This is a genomic window from Pseudomonas sp. HMSC076A11 (genome assembly GCF_001810205.1).
GTDB classification, from domain to species: Bacteria; Pseudomonadota; Gammaproteobacteria; order Pseudomonadales; family Pseudomonadaceae; genus Pseudomonas; species Pseudomonas aeruginosa.
In genome coordinates, this window is the sequence record NZ_KV800309.1 from 227,561 (window position 1) to 247,253 (window position 19,693).

18 protein-coding genes are annotated in these 19,693 nt (G+C 66.7%); 7 read left to right on the forward strand and 11 right to left on the reverse strand.

What is annotated here, in order from left to right; genetic code table 11:
• The first annotated feature begins 75 nt into the window (after nucleotides 1–75).
• Complete coding sequence (locus HMPREF2716_RS16100; RefSeq protein ID WP_023116689.1) at nucleotides 76–1,494, forward strand: basic amino acid/polyamine antiporter; 1,419 nt, start codon at nucleotides 76–78, stop codon at nucleotides 1,492–1,494.
• Between the two features lies 1 nt (nucleotide 1,495).
• Here HMPREF2716_RS16100 and HMPREF2716_RS16105 read toward each other — a convergent pair whose 3' ends face one another.
• A complete protein-coding gene (locus tag HMPREF2716_RS16105; RefSeq protein ID WP_031801276.1) occupies nucleotides 1,496–2,167 on the reverse strand; it encodes a DNA-3-methyladenine glycosylase I in 672 nt (223 codons plus the stop codon).
• A gap of 46 nt (nucleotides 2,168–2,213) precedes the next feature.
• The gene (gene ttcA, locus HMPREF2716_RS16110) at nucleotides 2,214–3,038 is read right to left on the reverse strand and encodes a tRNA 2-thiocytidine(32) synthetase TtcA (protein ID WP_003082462.1); all 825 of its coding nucleotides are present in this window, start codon (nucleotides 3,036–3,038) and stop codon (nucleotides 2,214–2,216) included.
• 102 nt (nucleotides 3,039–3,140) lie between these two features.
• Between ttcA and HMPREF2716_RS16115 the strand changes: the two genes are divergently transcribed.
• The 3 genes from HMPREF2716_RS16115 (at nucleotide 3,141) to HMPREF2716_RS16125 (ending at nucleotide 5,157) form a co-directional block, all read left to right on the forward strand.
• A complete protein-coding gene (locus HMPREF2716_RS16115) occupies nucleotides 3,141–3,734 on the forward strand; it encodes a DNA-J related domain-containing protein (protein ID WP_003112460.1) in 594 nt (197 codons plus the stop codon).
• A 158-nt stretch (nucleotides 3,735–3,892) separates the two neighbouring features.
• Nucleotides 3,893–4,492, forward strand: coding sequence for a Yip1 family protein (locus HMPREF2716_RS16120; protein ID WP_003082455.1), 600 nt, complete (start codon nucleotides 3,893–3,895; stop codon nucleotides 4,490–4,492).
• Nucleotides 4,493–4,659: 167 nt separating this feature from the next.
• Complete coding sequence (locus tag HMPREF2716_RS16125; protein WP_003082453.1) at nucleotides 4,660–5,157, forward strand: SprT family zinc-dependent metalloprotease; 498 nt, start codon at nucleotides 4,660–4,662, stop codon at nucleotides 5,155–5,157.
• Nucleotide 5,158: 1 nt separating this feature from the next.
• Here the strand turns inward: HMPREF2716_RS16125 and HMPREF2716_RS16130 are convergent, their stop codons facing one another.
• From HMPREF2716_RS16130 to HMPREF2716_RS16145, 4 genes are all read right to left on the reverse strand, one after another.
• Nucleotides 5,159–6,340, reverse strand: a complete 1,182-nt coding sequence (locus tag HMPREF2716_RS16130; RefSeq protein WP_003082450.1) for a CaiB/BaiF CoA transferase family protein — start codon at nucleotides 6,338–6,340, stop codon at nucleotides 5,159–5,161.
• A gap of 88 nt (nucleotides 6,341–6,428) precedes the next feature.
• Entirely contained in the window at nucleotides 6,429–7,568 is a 1,140-nt protein-coding gene (locus HMPREF2716_RS16135; RefSeq protein ID WP_003082447.1) for an acyl-CoA dehydrogenase family protein, read from the reverse strand.
• A 101-nt stretch (nucleotides 7,569–7,669) separates the two neighbouring features.
• Nucleotides 7,670–8,689 carry an LLM class oxidoreductase gene (locus HMPREF2716_RS16140; protein ID WP_003112461.1) on the reverse strand — a complete coding sequence of 340 codons (1,020 nt, stop codon included), beginning with the start codon at nucleotides 8,687–8,689 and terminating at the stop codon, nucleotides 7,670–7,672.
• The gene (locus HMPREF2716_RS16145) at nucleotides 8,686–9,315 is read right to left on the reverse strand and encodes a glutathione S-transferase family protein (protein ID WP_003112463.1); all 630 of its coding nucleotides are present in this window, start codon (nucleotides 9,313–9,315) and stop codon (nucleotides 8,686–8,688) included. The genes HMPREF2716_RS16140 and HMPREF2716_RS16145 overlap by 4 nt, the downstream gene beginning before the upstream one ends.
• Nucleotides 9,316–9,516: 201 nt before the next feature.
• Here HMPREF2716_RS16145 and HMPREF2716_RS16150 point away from each other — a divergent pair, with 201 nt between their 5' ends.
• Entirely contained in the window at nucleotides 9,517–10,407 is an 891-nt protein-coding gene (locus HMPREF2716_RS16150) for a LysR substrate-binding domain-containing protein (RefSeq protein WP_003109209.1), read from the forward strand.
• A gap of 74 nt (nucleotides 10,408–10,481) precedes the next feature.
• On the opposite strand, the gene dctA is transcribed toward HMPREF2716_RS16150, so the two are convergent.
• Nucleotides 10,482–11,792 (reverse strand): C4-dicarboxylate transporter DctC, encoded by a 1,311-nt coding sequence (gene dctA, locus HMPREF2716_RS16155; protein ID WP_003082442.1) that lies wholly within the window; start codon nucleotides 11,790–11,792, stop codon nucleotides 10,482–10,484.
• 335 nt (nucleotides 11,793–12,127) lie between these two features.
• Here dctA and HMPREF2716_RS16160 point away from each other — a divergent pair, with 335 nt between their 5' ends.
• Nucleotides 12,128–13,129 carry an AraC family transcriptional regulator gene (locus HMPREF2716_RS16160; RefSeq protein ID WP_003106595.1) on the forward strand — a complete coding sequence of 334 codons (1,002 nt, stop codon included), beginning with the start codon at nucleotides 12,128–12,130 and terminating at the stop codon, nucleotides 13,127–13,129.
• A 3-nt stretch (nucleotides 13,130–13,132) separates the two neighbouring features.
• On the opposite strand, the gene HMPREF2716_RS16165 is transcribed toward HMPREF2716_RS16160, so the two are convergent.
• The 4 genes from HMPREF2716_RS16165 to HMPREF2716_RS16180 all read right to left on the reverse strand — a co-directional run bounded on the left by HMPREF2716_RS16165 (nucleotide 13,133) and on the right by HMPREF2716_RS16180 (nucleotide 19,299).
• Nucleotides 13,133–16,495: a diguanylate cyclase gene (locus tag HMPREF2716_RS16165; protein ID WP_003086577.1), complete on the reverse strand. Its 3,363-nt coding sequence runs from the start codon at nucleotides 16,493–16,495 to the stop codon at nucleotides 13,133–13,135.
• Between the two features lie 101 nt (nucleotides 16,496–16,596).
• Nucleotides 16,597–17,943 carry a two-component system sensor histidine kinase PhoQ gene (phoQ, locus tag HMPREF2716_RS16170; RefSeq protein WP_003082438.1) on the reverse strand — a complete coding sequence of 449 codons (1,347 nt, stop codon included), beginning with the start codon at nucleotides 17,941–17,943 and terminating at the stop codon, nucleotides 16,597–16,599.
• Entirely contained in the window at nucleotides 17,940–18,617 is a 678-nt protein-coding gene (gene phoP, locus HMPREF2716_RS16175) for a two-component system response regulator PhoP (RefSeq protein ID WP_003082436.1), read from the reverse strand. The genes phoQ and phoP overlap by 4 nt, the downstream gene beginning before the upstream one ends.
• A gap of 79 nt (nucleotides 18,618–18,696) precedes the next feature.
• Nucleotides 18,697–19,299 carry an outer membrane protein gene (locus HMPREF2716_RS16180; RefSeq protein WP_003082431.1) on the reverse strand — a complete coding sequence of 201 codons (603 nt, stop codon included), beginning with the start codon at nucleotides 19,297–19,299 and terminating at the stop codon, nucleotides 18,697–18,699.
• A 221-nt stretch (nucleotides 19,300–19,520) separates the two neighbouring features.
• Between HMPREF2716_RS16180 and napE the strand changes: the two genes are divergently transcribed.
• Nucleotides 19,521–19,688, forward strand: a complete 168-nt coding sequence (napE, locus tag HMPREF2716_RS16185) for a periplasmic nitrate reductase, NapE protein (RefSeq protein ID WP_003082429.1) — start codon at nucleotides 19,521–19,523, stop codon at nucleotides 19,686–19,688.
• The last annotated feature ends 5 nt before the right edge of the window (nucleotides 19,689–19,693 follow it).

Here is a 19,693-nt window from a genome sequence, read left to right on the forward strand (position 1 = left end):
CCCCGCCGTCGCACCCCGGCGCAGGCTCCGCCTGCGCCTGGCGCGACATACCGGATGCAGTTTCGGAGGTGCCACATGGCCGATTCGGACAAGGGAAAACTGGGGCTGCCGGCGCTGACAGCGCTGGTGGTGGGCGGCATCATCGGCAGCGGCATCTTCAGCCTGCCGCAGAACATGGCCGAAGGCGCAGGCGCCGGCGCGATCCTGATCGCCTGGGCGATCACCTTCGTCGGCATGCTGACCCTGACGCGGATATTCCAGTGGCTGTCGACCACCCGCCCCGAACTGGACGACGGCGTCTACGGCTACGCCCGCGAAGGCTTCGGCGAATACCTGGGGTTCAATGCCGCCTGGGGCTACTGGATTTCCGCCTGGGTCGGCAACGCCGGCTACCTGGTGGTGCTGTTCAGCGCCCTCGGCTCGTTCGGCGCGCTGGCCTTCTTCGGCGACGGAACCACCTGGCCGGCGCTGCTCGGCGAATTGACGGTGCTCTGGCTGATGCATGCCTTCGTCCTCCACGGCGTGCACAACGCGGCGATCACCAACGCCATCGTGACCCTCGCCAAGGTGGTGCCGATCGCCCTGTTCATCCTCTGCGTAGCCCTGGCCTTCCGCATCGAGACCTTTCACCTGGACTTCTGGGGCAGCCCGGCCCTGGGCAACGTCACCCGCCAGGTGGAAACCACCATGCTCTACACCGTCTGGGTATTCCTCGGCATCGAGAGCGCCACGGTCTATGCCAGCCACGCGCGGCACGCGGCCGATGTCAGCCGCGCAACCCTGCTCGGCTTCGTGGTCACCCTGCTGTTGCTGGTCTGCGTCTCGGTGCTGTCGCTGGGCGTGGTGCCGCAGCACGAACTGGCGCAGATGAAGAACCCCTCGATGGCCCAGGTGATGGCCGCGGCGGTGGGCCCCTGGGGCGCCACGCTGATCAACGTCGGGTTGATCGTCTCGGTCGGCGGCGCGCTGCTGGCCTGGACCATGCTCGCGGTGGAAATGCTCTACCTGGCCAGCCGTGGCCCAACGCACACCGCGCCGGCACTGTTCGGCCGCACCAATGCGGTGGAAACCCCGGCGCCGGCACTGTGGCTGACCAGCACGCTGATCTCTGCGCTGCTGCTGGTGGCCTTCCTCAACGCCTCGGGCTACAACGCGCTGATCCAGTTGGCCACCTCGATGGCGCTGATCCCCTACCTGCTCTGCGCCGGCTTCTGCCTGAAGCTGGTGGCGCGCCGCCCGCACTCGGGCGCGATGCTGGCGCTGGCGCTGTTGGGGACGCTCTACGGGGTCTGGCTGATCTACGCCGCCGGGCTGAAATACCTGCTGCTGTCGATGATCCTCTACGCGCCAGGCCTGGGCTTCTTCCTGCATGCCCGTCGCCAGCGCGGCCTGCCGGCGTTCGGCAATCGCGCCGAAGGCAGCGTCGCGGCGCTGGTGCTGGTCCTCGCGCTGGCGGCGCTATGGATGATCGGCAGCGGTCGGCTGAGCCTCTAGCTCAATGATTGACCGTATGTGCCAGCATCACCGACAGCTGGCACAGCGGCCGGCCGCTCTCCTCGCGCCACTGGTTGAAGGCGGCCTGCACGGCAGCCAGGTCCTTGAGGCTGGTGGGCGGTTTGTCGATGATCTCCTGGGCCTTCAGCGCGGCGACCATGTCGTCGCTGGGAATGAAGGTGTCCTTGCCGGCCATCCGCAGGAAACGCGGCGCCGACAAGCCGCCGAGCTGGTTGCCGCGCTTGCTCAGCAGCTTCCACAGGCCGACGATGTCGGTTTCCGGCCAATCCGCGAGGAAGTTGCCGAAGCTGCCATGCTCGCGGGCCAGGTCGAGCACCATCTGCGCATTGCGCGGCACGCTCTTGAGCTTGCCCAGGTGGCGGATCAGGCGGGCGTCCTGCATCAGCCGCTCGAGATGCTCGGCGCTCATGAGCACGACCTTCTGCGGATCGAAGCCGAAGAACATTTCCTCGAAGGCCGGCCACTTGGCGTCCACCAGGCTGTGCTTGAGGCCGGCGCGGAAGATCCGCAGGCTGATCAGCGACAGGTAGCGGTCGTCACCCACCGCGCGCAGCTCAGCGGCGCTCTTCGGCTGCGGCAGGCGCGCTTCCAGCGCCTCCCTGGAGCCGAAGCGGTTCAGGCAGTATTCGTACATCCAGGCGTAGTCGCGCATCGGGAATCCTTGCAGACCGGAGAGAAGAACTGACTCGCGGCGCGGCTCAGAGGTTCATCACGTCGAGGAAGCGCGGCGTGGCGTTCTCGTCGATGCGCAGGTTGGCGAAGTCGAACAGGTTGCGGTCGGCCAGTTGCGACGGCACCACGTTCTGCAGGGCGCGGAACATGATCTCGGTACGCCCCGGCGATTTGCGTTCCCATTCCAGCAGCATTTCCTTGACCACCTGGCGCTGCAGGTTCTCCTGCGAACCGCAGAGGTTGCAGGGGATGATCGGGAACTCCTTGAGCTGGGAATAGGCCTCGATGTCCTTCTCGCTGCAATAGGCCAGCGGCCGGATCACCACGTTGCGCCCGTCGTCGGCCAGCAGCTTCGGCGGCATGGCCTTCAGGGTTCCGCCGTAGAACATGTTGAGGAAGAAGGTCTCGAGGATGTCGTCGCGATGGTGACCGAGGGCCATCTTGGTCGCGCCGATCTCGTCGGCGAAGGTGTACAGCGTGCCACGGCGCAGGCGCGAGCACAGCGAGCAGGTGGTCTTGCCTTCCGGGATCTTCTCCTTGACCACCGAGTAGGTGTCCTTCTCGACGATGTGGTACTCCACGCCGATCGACTTCAGGTACTCCGGCAGGACATGCTCGGGAAAACCGGGCTGCTTCTGGTCCATGTTCACCGCGACGATCTCGAAGCGGATCGGCGCGACCTTCTGCAGGTAGAGCAGGATGTCGAGCATGGTGTAGCTGTCCTTGCCGCCGGACAGGCAGACCATGACCTTGTCGCCATCCTCGATCATGTTGAAGTCGGTGATGGCCTCGCCGGCCAGGCGGCGCAGGCGCTTCTGCAGTTTGTTCTGATTGACCGAAAGGGTGCCCATGGTGCTCTGGAATCCGGGTGTTCGAGGAGAAAAGCTGGCTATTTTACGCACAAAGCGACGCCGACCCCAGCCCCTCCCGACGCCCGATGCTAGTCTTGCCCCATGACTCCCGACCTCGACCACCGCCTCGACCTCGCCGGGCAGATCCTCTGCCTGCTGCGCGAGCATCCCGAGGGGCTTTCCGAATACCAGCTGATCCAGCTGCTGAAGGCCCGCCATTCGACGCATATCCCCCATCGCGAACTGGCCGACAAGCTGGTGCTGTTCCGCACCCATTTCCTCCTGTTCAACGCGCTCTACCACCTGCGCGACCACCTCTGGGCCGAGCGCGAGGCGCACCTGGAGATCAGCCCGCTGAGCCTGCGCCTGCGTCCTTACGTGGATGGCACGCAGGCGCTGGAACAGGGCGATCCGCTGCGCGACTACTACCTCGACCTGCGTCACCTGGGGGAGACCAGCGAGGCCGACGTCGAGCGGCTGCTGCAGAGTTTCTGGACGCGCATGCAGGGCAGCGAGGAGAAGGCCGCCGCCCTCGCCCTGTTCGAGCTGGAAGGCGCGGTCGACTATCCCGCCATCAAGCTGCGCTACCGGCAACTGGTCAGCCAGCACCATCCCGACCGCGGCGGCAGCACCGCGCGCCTGCAATCGATCAACAAGGCGATGGAAATACTGCAACGCTATTACAGCCGGCCGTGAAGCTTCGATTTGCTCTAACCCCGCGAGCGACGCGGGCTCGGGCCGTTCCTATACTGCGACATAAGGTCGCATAGGTCGGCCGAGCACCGGGTGGCGCTGTCCATGCGCGCCCGGCGCTTCGCTGGGGGGCGACCACATAAGAACGAGGAGGAAACGGCATGATCCATCATGTATGGGGGCTCTTCACCCATCCCGATCAGGAATGGCAGGAAATCCGTGGCGAAGAAGAAAGCATCAGCCACATGTACCTGACCCACATCCTGATCCTGGCTGCCATTCCGGCGATTTCCGCCTATATCGGCACGACCCAGGTCGGCTGGGTGGTCGGCGGCGGCGATCCGGTCAAGCTGACCCAGGCCAGCGCGTTGCAGATGACGGTCCTCACCTACCTGGCGATGCTCGCCGGGGTGGCGGTGATGGGCGCGTTCATCCACTGGATGGCGCGGACCTACGACGCCAACCCGAGCCTGACCCAGTGCATCGTGTTCGCCGCCTACAACGCCACGCCGCTGTTCATCGCCGGGCTGGCGGCGCTGTATCCGCACCTCTGGCTGGGAATGATCGTCGGGGTGGCGGCGATCAGCTACACGGTCTACCTGCTCTACGTGGGGATTCCCACCTTCATGAACATCCACAAGGACGAAGGCTTCCTGTTCTCCAGCTCGGTGCTGGCGGTGGGCCTGGTGGTGCTGGTGGCGATGATCGCCCTGTCGGTGATCCTCTGGGGCAGCGGGGTCGGCCCGGAATACACCAGCTGACGTCCAGCGAACGCATCGTACGACCGGGCCGCGGGCAACCGCCGCCCGGTTTTTTCTTGCCCGCCGCCGCGCTTGCCTGATCCTGCACCCCGGACGAGCGGTCGTCCCGACGCCTGCGCCCGCCCTCCTGTCTCCGGCATAATCGCCCGCTGCTGGAGTCTTCCCGAATGCCCGAACACCTCAACGCCCGCGTCGAGGCCTGCTATCGGCAGGCCGAACACTTCTTCCAACGCAGCTTCCCCCGCCCGACCGTCAGCTTCCGCCTGCGCGGCCAGAAAGCCGGGGTCGCCCACCTCGACGAGAACCTGCTGCGCTTCAATCCCCAGCTGTACCGCGAGAATCGCGAGCACTTCCTGGAACAGACCGTGGCCCACGAAGTCGCGCACCTGATCGCGCACCAGTTGTTCGGCCCGCGCATCCGCCCCCACGGCGAGGAGTGGCAGTTGATCATGCGCGGCATCTACGGCCTGCCGCCGGACCGCTGCCACACCTACGCGGTCAAGCGCCGCGCCACCACCCGCTACCTGTACCGCTGCCATTGCCCGGAGCACAACGACTTCCCGTTCTCCCCGCAACGCCACACCCTGGTGGCCAAGGGGCGCCGCTACTACTGCCGGCGCTGCAAGGCGACCCTGGTGTTCACCGGCGAAGTGCTCCGCGAGTGATTCAGGCGATAGCCCCGGCCGCCTTCAGCTCGGCGATCCGTTCGGCGGAGTAGCCCAGGCCTTCGAGCACCGCCACGGTGTCGGCGCCGAGCGCCGCGCCGATGTGGCGAGGCGCCGGCAGGCCGGCGGAAAACTTGATCGGACAGGCCATCTGCGCCTGGCTGCCGCCGTCCGCCAGCGGCACCCGGGCAACCAGCCCGCGCGCCTGCAACTGCGGGTGCTCCAGCGCCTCGGAGAGCGGCAGCAGCGGCTCCACGCAGGCATCCAGGGCGGCGAACACCGCCTGCCATTCGGCGAAGTCGCGTTTCTCGAACTCCATCTCGATCTCGCGCTTCAGCGCCCGCTGCTCTTCCGGCTTCGGCGACAGGCCGCGGGCGGCCAGTTCCGGGCGGCCGATGGCGGCGCAGAATTGCTGCATGAACTGCGGTTCCAGGCTGCCCACCGAGAACCAGCGGCCATCGCGGGTGCGGTAGTAGTCGTAGAAGCTGCCGCCGTTCAGCGCCAGCGCCTCCATCTCCGGCTCGACCCCGGCCGCGAGATAGCCTGCACCGGCCATGCCGTTCAGGCTGAAGGCGCAGTCGGTCATGCTGATGTCGACGAACTGCCCCTCGCCGGTCTGCTGTCGGTGGATGACCGCCGCCAGCAGGCCCATCACGCCATGCAGCGAACCACCGGCGAGGTCCGCCAGTTGCACCCCCAGCGGCAACGGGCCACGCTCGCGGCGCCCGGTGTAGCTGGCGACGCCGGCCAGCGCCAGGTAGTTGATGTCATGCCCGGCGCGCTCGCGGTACGGCCCGGTCTGGCCGTAGCCGGTGATGGCCACGTAGATCAGCCGCGGGTTCGCCGCCTTCAGCGCCTCGTAGCCGACGCCGAGCTTGTCCATCACCCCCGGACGGAACTGTTCGAGGACGATGTCGTATTCGCGTACCAGCTCCAGCACCACCTCGCGTGCGCCCTGCCGCTTCAGGTCGAGGCCGATGGAACGCTTGTTGCGGTTCAGGTAGGCATGGCTGGCCGAGGTGCCGTCGACGTGCGGCGGCAGCACCCGCACCAGGTCCATGCGCCCGGGCGACTCCACGCGCAGCACGTCGGCCCCCATGTCGGCCAGCAGCAGCGAGGCGAACGGCCCCGGCAACAGGGTCGAGAAATCCAGCACTTTCAACGATGACAACGGGCCTTTCATGCTCCCTCCTCTGGGTCGCCGGGCATTGGTCGGGATCGCCTGCCGAGCAGCCTATCCACCCGCCGCGCGGCGCGACATGGCCGTGGCGTCAGAGCTTCATGCCGCGGCTGATGATCTCTTTCATGATCTCCGAGGTACCGGCGAAGATCCGCTGGATGCGGGCGTTGGCGTACATCCTGCAGATCGGATACTCCCACATGTAGCCCCAGCCGCCATGCAGTTGCACACCTTCGTCGACCACCTTGCCCAGCAGCTCGGTGGTGAACAGCTTGGCTTCGGCGGCGACCTCGGGGGACAGCTTCTTCTGGTTGTGGTCCATCACGCAGCGGTCGGTGAAGACCTGCGCCACGTCGATCTGGGTACGCATTTCGGCGAGCTTGAAGCGGGTGTTCTGGAAGTGCGCCACCGGCCGGCCGAAGGCCTGGCGCTCCTTCACGTAGTCGATGGTCGCCTGCAACGCCGCCTCGGCCCCGGCCACCGCGCCGCAGGCGTTGGTCAGGCGTTCCTGGGCGAGCATGTTCATCAGGTAGAAGAAGCCGCCCTTGGCGTCGCCCAGCAGGTTTTCCTTCGGCACCCGCACATTGTTGAAGAACAGCTCGGCGGTGTCCTGGCTCTTCATGCCGAGCTTCTTCAGGTTGCGCCCGCGCTCGAAGCCTTGCATGCCGCGCTCCACCAGGAACAGGCCCATGGCGTGCTTGTTCGCCGGATCGGTCTTCGCCGCGACGATCACCAGGTCGGCCAGCAGGCCGTTGGAGATGAACACCTTGGAGCCGTTGAGCAGCCAGTGGTCACCCTTGTCCACCGCGGTGCTGCGCATGCCGGCCAGGTCGGAGCCGGCGGACGGCTCGGTCATGGCCACGGCGAGGATGGTCTCGCCACGGACGATCCCCGGCAACAGGCGGGCCTTCTGCTCGGCGCTACCGTATTCGGCGATGTACGGCCCGCACAACGCCGAGTGCAGCGGGATCATGAAGCCCGGTTCGTTGATCCGCGCCAGCTCCTCGCACATGATCTGCTCGTAGCGGAAGTCCTTGAGCCCGGCGCCACCGTACTCCTCGTCCGCCCAGGGCAGCAGGAAGCCCATCTCCCCCGCCTTCCTCCAGACAGCGCGGTCGACCACCCCGGCCTCTTCCCAGGCGTCCTGGTGCGGCACCACCTCTTTGTCGAGAAAGGCGCGGAAGGCATCGCGGAACAGGTTGTGTTCGGTCTCGAAGATCTGCCGTTGCATGTACGGGGACTCCCTGCGGTCAGTGGTTCCGCAGGGTAGGCGGCGCCAGCCGGCGCCCTCAATGACGCGAGCGCTCAGGCTCGGTTGACCGAATCGGTCAGCTACCAGTCCATGCTCGCCGGCTGCACGCCCGGGTGGGACGGGAACAACGGCAGCACCTCCTCGGCCAGTTCCTGGATGACTTCCGCTGCCGGCCTGGCGGCGAACTGGATGCCCAGGGCGGCATGGTTGACGCCCGCCGCGCGCCATTCGCCGAGCAGCTCGATCAGGCCGTTGCGCCCGGTGCGCAGGACGTAGCCGCCGTGCAACGGCGTACGCGGATACGCCGGGTCGTCCACCAGGTCCAGCCATTCGTTGGTCATGTGCGGGCGGAACCCGCCGTCCGCGATGGACATCCTCCAGGCGCGGATCTTCCGGGCCAGGCGACGTGGTCCGGACGCATCGACAGTCGACTCCGGATAGGTCAGCCAGCCATCCGCCTGGCGTGCCAGCCAGTCCGCCGGCTGCCGCGCGGAGCCGGTGACGACCAGCGGGATGGCGCCGGCCGGCGGACGCGGCAACAGTTCGGCGTCGTCCAGCGTACCGAGCGGCGAGGCGACGTGCCGGCAGCCGTGCAGCAGTTGGCGCAGGTAGTCCAGGCCCTGGGCGAACCGCTCGCCGCGCTGAGCATGCTCCAACCCGTAGGCGGGGAACTCCACCGGCCGGTCGCCGGAGGCGAGGCCCAGCACCAGGCGTCCGCCGGACAACCGGTCGACGCTCGCCGCGGCCTTGGCCAGGTCGACCGGTTGGCGCAGGGCAAGCACCGCGCTGCCGGTGGCCAGGGCGATACGGCGGGTCCGCGCGGCCAGATAGCCAAGGTAGGTGAACGGGTCGAACACTTGTCCGGCATCGCCGAAGCGTGGGTCGAACAGCGGTACGTCGCGTACCCAGACGGCGGCGAATCCCAGTCGATCGATTTCTTCGACCAACCGCGCCTGGCCCAGCAGCACCCGCATGTCGCCCTGGTAGAAACGCAACGGCAGGAACAGGCCCAGGGTCAGCGCGTCTGCGGCGAACATGCGCCGATAGCCAGGGTGCCCGACGAAGGCCGGCGCCGAGGCGCCTTGCAGCAGGGCGCTCATGGACCCACCGCCGGTTCCGGCAGGAGGATCCCGCGCTGCACCGCAGGCCGCAGGGCCATGCGCCGGTGCCAGTCGTCCAGGTGGCGATAATGGCTGAAGTCGAAGTCGACGATCCGCGCCGTATGGGTCCAGCCGAAGGTGGCGATATCGGCGATGGAGTATTGCTCACCGGCCAGCCAGGGCCGTCCGGCCAGGCGCTGGTCGAGGGTGGCGAAAACCTCCTCGGAGAGCCGCCGATAGCGTTCGATGGCCGGCGGGTACCGCTCTTCGGCGAATATCTCGAAATGCACGCGCTGGCCGAGGATGGGCCCCATGCTGGAAGCATGGAAAGTCAGCCAGGTCAGGGCCTCCCAGCGTTCCCGGGGGGCGTCGGGAAGCAACCGCCCGCTGGTCTCCGCCAGGTACTGCAGGATCGCCGCCGACTCGAACAGGGTGATGCCGGCGGCCCGGTCTACCAGCACCGGTATCCGGCCATGTGGATTCAGGCGCAGGAATTCCGGGCGGCGTTGCTCGCCATGGTCGATACGAACGTGGTGCAGTGCGTAGGGCAGCCCCAGTTCCTCGAGGGCGATGGTGATCTTGAATCCGTTGGGTGAACTGTCGCTGTAGAGCTGGAGGGAAGGCATGGCAAGTATCCTTGCAGCGCTGGACTATCCGGCGCCTGGGCGATGGGGGCGGCGCCGACCGGGGAAACCGCCTCGGCCGCTTCCCGCACACCGAAGAAAGCAGCTAGGCTAAAGTCTCTCGTTTCGCCACACATACTGAAGCCCAGGCCGGCGGATGAAAAACGATCCTTTCTACAACCTGTTTATAGAAAAACTGAATTCATGGGTGCCGTCCTCCCGCTCCTCGCGCTACGCGCTTTCGTCGAAACCGCCCGCCATGGCAATCTCACCCGCGCGGCCGCGGCCATGGGCGTCACTCCCGGCGCGGTAAGCCAGCAGCTCAGGGCTCTGCAGGCGCGCACCGGCGTCGTCCTGTTCCAGCGCTTCAGCCATGGCATGCGCCTGACGCCGGAGGGCGAGCAGGTCTATCCCGGCCTCCGCCAGGCCTTCGAGCAGATCACCGCGAGCCTTGCCCAGCTGGAGGCGATCAATGCCCGCCAGACCCTCACGGTCAGCACCGAGCCCTCCTTCGCCGCCACCTGGCTGGTGCCGCGCCTCGGTCAATTCAGCGCGTCGCACCCGCAGGTGGAAGTCCGCGTGGAGGCTACGGCACTGCTCGCCGACCTGCGCCGGGAACGAATCGACGTCGCCATCCGCCACGGGCTCGGCGACTACCCCGGACTCGACGTGCAGGCGCTGATGGCCCCGCCGCTGATCCCGGTGGCCAGCCCGCGCCTGCTGGCGGAAGGCCCTGAGATCCGCGAAGCGATCGATTGCCTGGCCTACCCGCTGTTGCAGGAGTCGGAGCGCAATGACTGGCGCCTGTGGCTGCGGGCGATGGGGGTGGAGGACGACCCGCGCAGCGAGAGAGGTCCGGCTTTCGCCGACGACCTGCTGCTGGTTCGCGCCGCCGAGGCCGGCCAGGGTATCGCGCTGGTACGGGAGATCCATGCCCGCGCCGAGATCGCCAGCGGCCGCCTGGCGGTCGCCCTCGAGCGGCCCTGGCCGAGCCGCTTCGCCTATTACGCGGTGAGCCTGCCAGGAGCGGCGCAACGAGCGCCCCTCTCGCTGTTCCTCGCCTGGCTGCGCGAGCAGGCCGCCGCCGAGGCATAAAAAAACCCGCCACGAGGGCGGGTTCGAAGGGCGGCAGGGAGCTCTTCACTTCCCCCTGCCGAACAGGTTTGAGCTTAGACCGCTTCGCGGCCGCCCACCGGAATATCGCTGGCAGGCGACGAAGCGTTGCCCTCGCCGGCCAGTTCGCGCTGCAAAGTGCCCTCGTCGAGCTGCTTGCACCACTTGGAAACCACTACCGTGGCCACGCCGTTGCCGACCAGGTTGGTCAGCGCGCGGGCTTCGGACATGAAGCGGTCGATGCCGAGGATCAGCGCCAGGCCGGCGACCGGCAGGTGGCCGACGGCGGAAAGGGTCGCGGCGAGCACGATGAAGCCGCTGCCGGTGACGCCGGCGGCGCCCTTGGAAGCGATCAGCAGCACCAGCAGCAGGGTGATCTGGTGGGTGATGTCCATCGGTGTATCGGTGGCCTGGGCGATGAACACCGCGGCCATGGTCAGGTAGATCGAGGTGCCGTCGAGGTTGAAGGAGTAACCGGTGGGAATCACCAGGCCGACCACCGACTTGTTGCAGCCGAGCTTCTCCATCTTGTCGATCATCCGCGGCAGGGCCGACTCGGAAGACGAGGTGCCCAGCACGATCAGCAGTTCCTCGCGGATGTACCTGATGAAGCGCAGGATGCTGAAGCCGTGGGCGCGGGCGATGCCGCCGAGGACGATGAGCACGAACAGGATGCAGGTGATGTAGAAGCACAGCATCAGTTGGCCGAGCTGCACCAGCGAACCCACGCCGTAGGCGCCGATGGTGAAGGCCATGGCGCCGAACGCGCCGATCGGGGCGACCTTCATGATCACGTTGATGATGTTGAACATCACGTGGGAGACGCGCTCGATGAACTCGAACACCGGCTTGCCGTAGCTGCCCAGGCGATGCAGGGCGTAGCCGAAGAGCACGGAGAAGAACAGGACCTGGAGGATGTCGCCGTTGGCGAACGCGCCGACCACGGTGCCGGGGATCACGTTCATCAGGAAGTCGACAGTGCTCTGCTTCTCGCCGGCAGCGGCGTAGGCAGCGATCTTGCTGGTGTCGAGGGTGTTCGGGTCGACGTGCATGCCGGCGCCCGGCTGGACCACGTTGACCACTACCAGGCCGATGATCAGGGCCACGGTGGAGACGACCTCGAAGTACAGCAGCGCCATGCCGCCGGTCTTGCCGACCGACTTCATGCTCTGCATGCCGGCGATGCCGGTGACCACGGTGCAGAAGATGATCGGCGCGATGGCCATCTTGATCAGCTTGACGAAGCCGTCGCCGAACGGCTTCATCGCCACCGCCGTTTCCGGGTACCAGTGGCCGAGCGCGATACCGATGGCGATGGCGACCAGAACCTGCACGTACAGGCTCTTGTAGAAGGGTTGTTTGGTCATGGGCAGAGTCCTCACGGGGGCGCTTCACCAGTTCCCTGGAACGCGCTCACCGGTAGCGTTACCCCCCTTGCTGGGGAGATTTTTTGTCGTGAACCGCCGCGGCGGAACCTTGCCCAGGCATTGCAGAGGCTGTGCCAGGATGCTCTTTCTCTAAATAAAATCCTTATATATCAACAAGTTAAATAATAAATGAAAATTGCATAGCGGGCTAAGCGTGGCGGATTACCGCCCGGCGGGCCGGCTGTGCCGCGCGAGCATGGCGGGAGTCCGCCACCACCCTTGTCGTCTTCCGGGTGGCGCCCTACCATCGCCGTTCCAACAACAAGGACGCCGCCATGCGTGAGCGCACCATCGCCAGCCATTTCGTCCGCGCCGCGTTGCGCGGGGCCACGCGCCAAGGCCTGGACGGCCCCGCCCTGCTGCGTCGCGCCGGCATCCAGCCGGCCCTGCTGGACGAACCGCGGGCACGCATCGCGCCGGAGCAGTTCACCCGCCTGATGCAGTTGCTCTGGGAAGTGCTGGACGACGAATACATGGGCTTCGGCGAAGTCCGCAGCAAGCGCGGCACCTTCGCCATGATGTGCCACACCCTGATTCATTGCCGGACCCTGGAAAAGGCCCTGCAGCGCGGCGAACTGTTCTACGGCCTGTTCCCCCAGGCGCCGCTGATCCACCTGCGGCGCGACGGCGACCTGGTGCGCCTGAGCCTCGAGGAACGCCACCTGTCGGACCCGGATCACTTCCTCGCCGAAAGCCTGCTGGTGATCTGGCACCGCCTCGCCAGTTGGCTGATCGGCCAGCGCATCCGCCTGGAGGAAGCCACCTTCAGCTACCCGGCGCCGGACCACCAGGCCGAGTACGACCTGCTGTTTCCCTGCCCCCGGCGGTTTTCCGCCGGCTGCACCAGCCTGCTGTTCGCCGCCCGCTACCTGGGCATGCCGCTGCTGCAGGACGAACGCACCCTCAAGCAGTTCCTCCAGCACTCTCCCGCCGACCTGCTGGCGCGCCCGGACGGCGGCGACAGCCTGACCAGCCAGATCCGCCGCCTGCTCGGCCGCGACTGCCGGCGCTGGCCAGACCTCGACCAGGTCGCCCGCCAACTGCACATGAGTTCGCAGACCCTGCGACGCCACCTGCGCGAGGAAGGCGGCAGCTTCCAGCAACTCAAGGACCACCTGCGCCGCGACCTGGCGATCTACCACCTGGGTCGGGACGAGCTATCGATCCAGGACATCGCCGAGCAGCTCGGCTTTTCCGAGCCCTCGGCCTTCCATCGCGCGTTCAAGAAGTGGACCGGCCTCACCCCCGGCGCGTACCGGCACCAGGCGGAAGCCTGAAGCTCAGCCCAGCTCCTGGCGACGAAGCCCGCTGCGCAGTTGGTCGAGCACCGTGGCGAACGGCTGCGGCCGCCCGACCGCGTAGCCCTGGGCGAAATCCACCCCGAGGCGCGCCAGGTGATCGAGGATTTCCCGGCTCTCGACGAACTCGGCCACGGTCACCGCGCCCAGGCGGTGGGCGATCTGGTTGATGGAGTCGACGATGGCCTGGTCCACTGGGCTCTTGTCCAGGTTGCGGACGAAGCTGCCGTCGATCTTGATCACGTCGACGACGAAATTCTTCAGGTAATTGAAGGAACTCAGGCCGGAGCCGAAGTCGTCCAGCGCCACCTTGCAGCCGAGGTCGCGCAGCTTGGCGACGATCCGCGAAGCCACCGACAACTGGTTCATCAACGCCGTCTCGGTCAGCTCGAAGTACAGGCGCTCCGGCCTCAGCGGCGAGTGTTCGATGCGATCCAGCAGGTAAGGCAGGAACAGCGGATCGTTGAGCGAGTTGCCGGACAGGTTGATGCCGATGCTCAGGCCCTCCACCGCGGCGATCCGCGCGCCGAAGTTGATCAGCGCCTCGTTGATCACCCAGCGGTCGATGCTGGCCATCAGGTTGAAGCGCTCGGCGGCCGGGATGAAGGCGCCCGGCGGAGTCATCTGGCCATCCGGATCGTACAGTCGCAGCAGCAGCTCGTAGTGCCGGTCGCCGTCGCGGCGGGGGCCGACCGGGACGATCTCCTGCGCCTGCAACTGGAAGCGGTCGTTCTCCAGGGCCTCGCGCAGCCCGCTGGCGAGGAGTATGTCGCGGTGCTGGCGCTCCACTTCCTCATGGCCGAACTGGTACACCGAAACCCGGTTGCGCCCGGCATGCTTGGCCGCGTAGCAGGCCACGTCGGCCTGGCTCATCAGTTCGCTGGTGCTGCGCGAGGTGGCGGTAAGGGCGGTGATACCGATGCTCGCGCCCACGTCGTAGAGCCGCCCTTCCCAGGGGAAGCGCACCGAGCAGATCTGCTCGATGAGCTTGCTCGCCACCTGCTCCGCCTCCGCCAGGTCGCAATCGAACAGCAGCAGGCCGAACTCATCGCCGCCCAGCCGCGCCAGGGTGTCGGAGGCGCGGGTGCGGTCGGCGAGAATCCGGCTCAGCTCGCGCAGCAGCATGTCGCCCGCCGCGTGCCCGGCGGAATCGTTGACCACCTTGAAGCGGTCGAGGTCGATAAAGCACAGCGCATGCTGGGTCGCCCGCTCCTGGGCGTTGGCCAGGGCGCGTTGCAGCTCCTCCTCGAACTTGGTGCGGTTGAACAGCCCGGTGAGGGCATCGTGGGAGGCGTGATAGCTCAGCTCGCGCTGCATCGCCCGGGCCTTGGTGACGTTCTGGAACACCAGCACGGTGCCGATGATCTCGCCATCGCGGGTGCGCACCGGCGCCGCGCAATTCTGGATATCGTGCTGCTCGCCCTTGCGGCTGATCAGCGTGGCGCCGTCCTCCAGGTAGAACACCCGGGTGTTCTGCAGGCAGCGTCGCACCGGGCTTTCCAGGGCCTCGCCGGTGTCGCTGTCGAGCACGTTGAAGACCAGTTCGTGGGGCGCGCCGATGGCGTCCTGCAAGGTCCAGCCGGTCATCGCCTCGGCCACCGGGTTCATGAAGGTCACGCGGCCGCCGGCGTCGGTGGTCAACACGGCATCGCCGATGGAATACAGGGTCACCTGCAGGCGTTCCTTTTCCTCGTGCAGGGTTTCCGCCAGGGTGCGGATCTCGGTGATGTCGCTGTTGATGCCGATCATCCGCACCGGACGGTTGTCCTCGTCGCGCGTCAGCGTGGCGATCGCCCGCAGGTGGCGAACCTCGCGGTTGGGGCGGACGATACGGAACTCGCAGTCGAATTTCTGCAACCCGCTGACGGCGCGCTCCAGCTCGCGCAGCACGCGGTCGTGATCCTCGGCATGCAGGCTCGCCTTCCACTGCTCCACCGTGGTCTCCCCGGGACCGCTGCGGATGCCGTACAGGTCGAACATGCGGAAATCCCAGTGCAGGCGGTTGCGCGCCAGGTCCCACTCCCAGATGCCGATCTGCCCGGCGTCGGTGGCCAGCTTGATCCGTTCGGCGAGGCGCTCGCGCTCCAGCTCGGCACGCTTGCGACTGTCGATATCCTCCACCTGGGTGACGAAGTACTGGGCGACTCCCTCCTCGTCGCGCACCAGCGACACGCTGATGCGCGCCCAGAAGGTTTCGCCGTCCTGGCGCAGGTAGCGCTTCTCCATCTGGTAGGAGTTGATACGCCCGGCGAGCAGGTCGCGCACCAGGTCGAGGTCCAGTTCCAGGTCGTCCACATAGGTGATCTCCTGGAACGACAGCTCGCCCAGGCGTTCGGCGGAATAGCCGAGCATCCGGCACAGCGCCTCGTTGACCTTGAACAGCCGCCCCTCCAGCGACACCAGGGCCATGCCGATCGCCGAGAATTCCATGGCGCCGCGGAACTGCGCCTCGCCGATGGCCACCTGATGCTGCTCGCGGCGGCTGCGCTCCATGATCACCGAGACCAGGAAGGCGGGAATGAGGGTCAAGGCCATCGGCAGGTACAGCAGCGGCTCGCCGAAACGTTGCTGGGACGACTCGGGGACGAACACGCCGAGGGCGATCAGCACGGCGATGAAACAGGTGTTCAGGCAACCGATCAGCGCGGTACCGAACACGCTGGTGCTGGCGGCGGCCACCAGCAGCGGCAGGAGCACGTAGATGAAGGCGTAGGGCAGGCGCGTCAGGGCCACGAAGCTGATCACCAGGGTCACCAGCAGGAGCATCGCGTTGTCCACTCCCGCCCGCCCCGACAGAGCGTGACGCCAGGCCGCCAGGTTGCTGGCCATGCATAACGGCAGCAGCGCGAGCATGCCCATCGCATCGCCCACGTACCAGCGCGCCCACATTTCCGGGAAACGCCCCATGCCGAAGACGCTGACCAGCACCGCGCCCACCGAGGCGCCGAGCAAGGGCGGAATCAGCGCGCCGGCCCAGAGCACGCGAACCGCCGAATGCAGGTTGAATTCGAAGTCCTCGCGCACCCGGTTGATGCGTAACAGCATCGCGGCGAAGATCGCTTCGCTCAGGTTGGCCGGCAGGAACGCCGCGCTCATCCACAGGCTGTCGCCATACAGGCGGTTGGCCGCCAGGTTGGCCACGGCGGAGCAGAGCAGGATCGCCGGCCACTGGCGCAGCGGCGCGCGCAGCAGGGCGGCGGTGAGGATCGCGTTGGGCAGCCAGATCGCAGCGATGGTGGCGGGCTGGCGCGACAGGTAGATGCAGGCCAGGGCGGCGAGAAAGAACAGCACACCGGCCTGGATGCCCGCCCACAAGCCCCTGTCGTCGGTTTTGCCACTGAACATCCGCTCGAATCCCCGGTACCTGCGTCAAAGGAACTGCGCCAGCCGAACAGACTTCAGCGTAGCGCGGAAACACCTCAGACGTAGGTAACGGCCGCCAAGTCTCAGACTGTAGCGAAACGTATGCGGAAGCAGGCGCCGCCCAGCTCGGAATCGTCCAGGCTCAGTTCGCCGTCGTAGCTCTCGATGATGTCCAGCGCCACGGCCAGGCCGATGCCCTGCCCCGGGTGCTGGGTATCGGCGCGCTCGCCGCGGCGGATGATTCGTGCGCGCTGTTCGGCAGGCACTCCGGGACCGTCGTCCTCGACCCACAGCTCCGAGTAACCCGGCCCCAGCCGGGCGCCCACGCGGACCCGGCCCAGGCACAGGCGATAGGCGTTCTCCAGCAGGTTGCCGAGCAGTTCCAGCAGCGCGCCGCGCTCCACCGGCACGCTGAAGGACGGCGAGAAGTCCCGCTGCAGGCTTACCCGCTTGTCGCGATAGACCTTGTCCAGCGCGTCGCACAGGGTCTCCACCAGCGGCGCCAGTTGCTCGCGATGGCGTACCAGGCCGCTCTTGCGCAGGCTGGCGCGCTGCAACTGATAGCCTATCTGCTGGCTCATGCGCTCGATCTGGCCCTGTAGCACCCGCACCTGCTCGCGGTTGCCGGGCTCCTCGGCGAGCTGGTCGCCGACCCCCTGCAAGACCGCCAGCGGCGTCTTCAGACTGTGCGCCAGGTCGCCGAGGGAGTGGCGGTAGCGCTCGCGCTGCTTGTGCTCGCTGCGCAACAGGCGGTTCAGCGAGTGGGTCAGGCGCAGCAGCTCGCGCGGATGCTCCTCGCTCAGGCTCTCGCGCTCGCCGGATTCGATCTGGTCCAGCTCGGAACTCAACCCGCGCATCGCCCGGAAGCCCCAGGTCAGACCCAGCCAGAGCAGCCCGAGCAAGACCAGCAGGGCGCCGCCGAGCCACAGGTAGAGCTGCTCGCGGAACCCCTTGAGCAGGCTCTCGAACTCGCTGACCGATTGCATGGTGACGATGCTGTAGGCCGCCTGCTTGCCGCGCAGCAGGTCGATCTCGACGTCGAACACGAAGAACTCCTCGCCCTTCGCATCGCGGGTGGTGTGGAATTCGTTGCCGCGGCCGTCGTAGCGCGGCGTGTAGTTGATCGACTCGTCGGCCGCCGAGGTGGAGCGCCAGAGCAGATCGCCATTCTGGTCGTAGATATAGCCGAGGACCTTGGCCTCCGGCAGGTTGAACTCCTCCACCGGCAGGTGCTCGGGCATCACCAGGCGGCCCTTCTCCACCCGCGCCGCCGAGACCAGGGTCGCCACGTCGGCGGCCAGGCGCTGCTCGATGGTGTTCTCCAGGGCGATGCCGAAGGCCCGCTGCAGGGCCGGCAGCAGCGCCAGCATGAACAGCACCGCCAGGGCGGCGGCGCCGAGCATCAGACGGATGCGCAGGGAACGGATCACCGGCAGCGCTCGGTGAACAGGTAGCCCTGGCCGCGCACCGTATCGATCGGCTTGAAGCCGCCGCAGGCCTCCAGCTTGCGCCGCAGGCGGCCGACCAGCACCTCGATGACGTTGGCGTCGCGCTCCTCGTCGTCGGGGTAGAGCTGTTCCATCAGGCGTTCCTTGGCCACCACCTGCTGGTGATGCCGCATGAGGTATTCGAGGATGCGGTATTCGTAGGCGGTCAGCGCCACCGGTTGCTCCTCGACCAGCGCCTGCTTGCGGTTCAGGTCGAGGACCAGGGGGCCGGCCTCGATGGTCGACTGGACGAACCCCGAGGAGCGTCGCAGCAACGCGTTCAGGCGCGCTTCCAGTTCCTCGAACTGGAACGGCTTGACCACGTAGTCGTCGGCCCCGGCGGCCAGGCCTTCGACCTTGTCCTGCCAGTTGCCGCGGGCGGTGAGGATCAGGATCGGGAAGGACTTGCCCTGCGAACGCAGCTCGCGGATCAGGTCCAGGCCGCTCATGCCCGGCAGGCCGAGGTCGATCACCGCCAGGTCGTGGTGGTATTCGCTGACCCGGTAGAGGGCTTCCTCGGCATCCGGTACCGCGTCCACCACGTGCCCCTGTTCACCCAGGCGGGTATAGAGGTGGTGGCGCAACAGCGCCTCGTCTTCCACTACCAGCAGTTTCATGAGGTTCCTCCGGATGAGATGCGGCCGGACCTTCCGGCCCGGCCATCGAAGCATGCCCTCGCGGGCGCTGCGCGGTCATTTAGAACTTGTAGTTGGCGCCCAGGTAGAATTGCGAGCTGCTGTGCAGGTCCAGGGAGCCCAGCTTGTTGCCGCCATGCGGGGTCATCTCGGTGCTGGCGTTGGTGCGCAGATAACGATAGCCGCCTTCGATCGAGGCATTCTTGCTCAGCTCCTGCAGGATACCGGCCTGCAGCCCGGCAGCGTAGCCGACATCGCTGTCGCGCTTGAAGCCCTTGCCGTCCTGTTCCAGCTTGACCAGGCCGAGGGTGGCACCGCCGAACAGCTTGGTGTTGTTGTCGCCGATCGGCAGGAAGGCGTCGTAGCTGCCGAGCAGGTTCTGCTGGCGCAGCTTGTTGCCGCTGCTGGTGTCGGAGATGTTCTCGTAGGTCGCGTAGTAGCGGCCCTGCTCGAACTGCTGGCCGGCGCGGATGCCCCAGGTGCCGGTGTTGTCGATCACCTTGTCGAGGTTCGGGCTGTTCAGGTTGCGGTTCAGCGACTTGGATTTCTGGATGTTGTTGCTGGTCTCGCCCCAGGTCAGGCCGACGAAGTTGTCGGCGGCCTGGACGCCGGCGGCGGAACCCAGCAGGGCGGTGGCGATGAAGAGAGTCTTGAGTGCTTTCATGGTCTTTCTCCGTTCTGCGAGAGTCGTGTCGTTCACGGCTTGCAGAGTACGGACAGGGTACTGAACCGCCCCTGAACGCTTGCTGAACCCGGGCTGAACGACTCGCGTTTGCCGGCGAACGCTCTGTTTCCAGGCTGCCGCGCGCCGGCTCGGCGAGGTTTTTGCCCGTACTGCAAGTAGGGTCTAGGCTTTCTACAGTCGCCTGCATAGAGGCTGGGCCAATGAACGAACAACCCGACCAGGGACGCGTCAAGGGCATGGAAGCCAGGCTCTTCCTGTTTCTCGTGATCTGCCTGTTCCCGCTGCTGTCCGTCGCACTGGTCGGCGGCTTCGGTTTCTGCGTCTGGATGTACCAGCTACTGGCCGGCCCGCCCGGGCCGCCGGCCTGAGGTCG

Coding starts and splice junctions, on each gene's coding strand:
- HMPREF2716_RS16100 (WP_023116689.1), top strand. CDS start 76: ATGGCCGATTCGGACAAGGGAAAACTGGGGCTGCCGGCGCTGACAGCG.
- HMPREF2716_RS16105 (WP_031801276.1), bottom strand. CDS start 2,167: ATGCGCGACTACGCCTGGATGTACGAATACTGCCTGAACCGCTTCGGC.
- ttcA (WP_003082462.1), bottom strand. CDS start 3,038: ATGGGCACCCTTTCGGTCAATCAGAACAAACTGCAGAAGCGCCTGCGC.
- HMPREF2716_RS16115 (WP_003112460.1), top strand. CDS start 3,141: ATGACTCCCGACCTCGACCACCGCCTCGACCTCGCCGGGCAGATCCTC.
- HMPREF2716_RS16120 (WP_003082455.1), top strand. CDS start 3,893: ATGATCCATCATGTATGGGGGCTCTTCACCCATCCCGATCAGGAATGG.
- HMPREF2716_RS16125 (WP_003082453.1), top strand. CDS start 4,660: ATGCCCGAACACCTCAACGCCCGCGTCGAGGCCTGCTATCGGCAGGCC.
- HMPREF2716_RS16130 (WP_003082450.1), bottom strand. CDS start 6,340: ATGAAAGGCCCGTTGTCATCGTTGAAAGTGCTGGATTTCTCGACCCTG.
- HMPREF2716_RS16135 (WP_003082447.1), bottom strand. CDS start 7,568: ATGCAACGGCAGATCTTCGAGACCGAACACAACCTGTTCCGCGATGCC.
- HMPREF2716_RS16140 (WP_003112461.1), bottom strand. CDS start 8,689: ATGAGCGCCCTGCTGCAAGGCGCCTCGGCGCCGGCCTTCGTCGGGCAC.
- HMPREF2716_RS16145 (WP_003112463.1), bottom strand. CDS start 9,315: ATGCCTTCCCTCCAGCTCTACAGCGACAGTTCACCCAACGGATTCAAG.
- HMPREF2716_RS16150 (WP_003109209.1), top strand. CDS start 9,517: ATGGGTGCCGTCCTCCCGCTCCTCGCGCTACGCGCTTTCGTCGAAACC.
- dctA (WP_003082442.1), bottom strand. CDS start 11,792: ATGACCAAACAACCCTTCTACAAGAGCCTGTACGTGCAGGTTCTGGTC.
- HMPREF2716_RS16160 (WP_003106595.1), top strand. CDS start 12,128: ATGCGTGAGCGCACCATCGCCAGCCATTTCGTCCGCGCCGCGTTGCGC.
- HMPREF2716_RS16165 (WP_003086577.1), bottom strand. CDS start 16,495: ATGTTCAGTGGCAAAACCGACGACAGGGGCTTGTGGGCGGGCATCCAG.
- phoP (WP_003082436.1), bottom strand. CDS start 18,617: ATGAAACTGCTGGTAGTGGAAGACGAGGCGCTGTTGCGCCACCACCTC.
- HMPREF2716_RS16180 (WP_003082431.1), bottom strand. CDS start 19,299: ATGAAAGCACTCAAGACTCTCTTCATCGCCACCGCCCTGCTGGGTTCC.
- napE (WP_003082429.1), top strand. CDS start 19,521: ATGAACGAACAACCCGACCAGGGACGCGTCAAGGGCATGGAAGCCAGG.